The following is a 543-nucleotide window of genomic DNA, read 5'->3' on the forward strand; positions in this document are numbered from 1 at the left end:
CGCGCAGCTCGTTCGCGGTGAACTCATACGCGGGCGAGCCGAGCACGCGCAGGAGGATGCCGCCCTCGTACCCATCGAAGCGGCCGTCCGCGATGTCCCGCTGCAGGAGGGCCAGCAACTTCAGCGCGTCGAAACCCTGGACGGGCGTGAGGCCGGCGGAGAGGGCGATACGACGTGCCTGCTGGTTGAGGGCGACATCCGCGAGGGCCGCGAAGACGACGCCCCGGAGCGTCTGGGAAGGCGGCTGCGTCAACGTGACGTGCAGCGTGGTGCGCAGGTTCCACGGCGCCGTGCCGGCGACGTGCTTCTCGAAGAGCCTGTCCGTCACAGCCAGGGCGGCCGTCAGCGTCGAAGCGGCGTGGGTGGAGTTTTTCCCACGCGCGAAGGCGAGGGCCGCGGTGTCGGCCAGCGTCGTGTAGAGCGTCACCGGCGCGGTGAGGGCATCCCCCGTCTTGTAGTTGGGGATGAGGGTGGAAAGGCTCTGCGCGGCCGACAACGACACGGGAGAGCTGCCGTCGGTGGGGTCGAGGTACTGCACCGTGG

1 protein-coding gene is annotated in these 543 nt (G+C 69.8%); it reads right to left on the bottom strand.

Annotated elements, in window-relative coordinates:
• The coding region (locus D7V88_RS43535; protein ID WP_158625297.1) for a hypothetical protein at positions 1-543 on the bottom strand (543 nt) is incomplete at both ends.

Source organism: Corallococcus terminator, assembly GCF_003611635.1.
Classification (GTDB): domain Bacteria; phylum Myxococcota; class Myxococcia; order Myxococcales; family Myxococcaceae; genus Corallococcus; species Corallococcus terminator.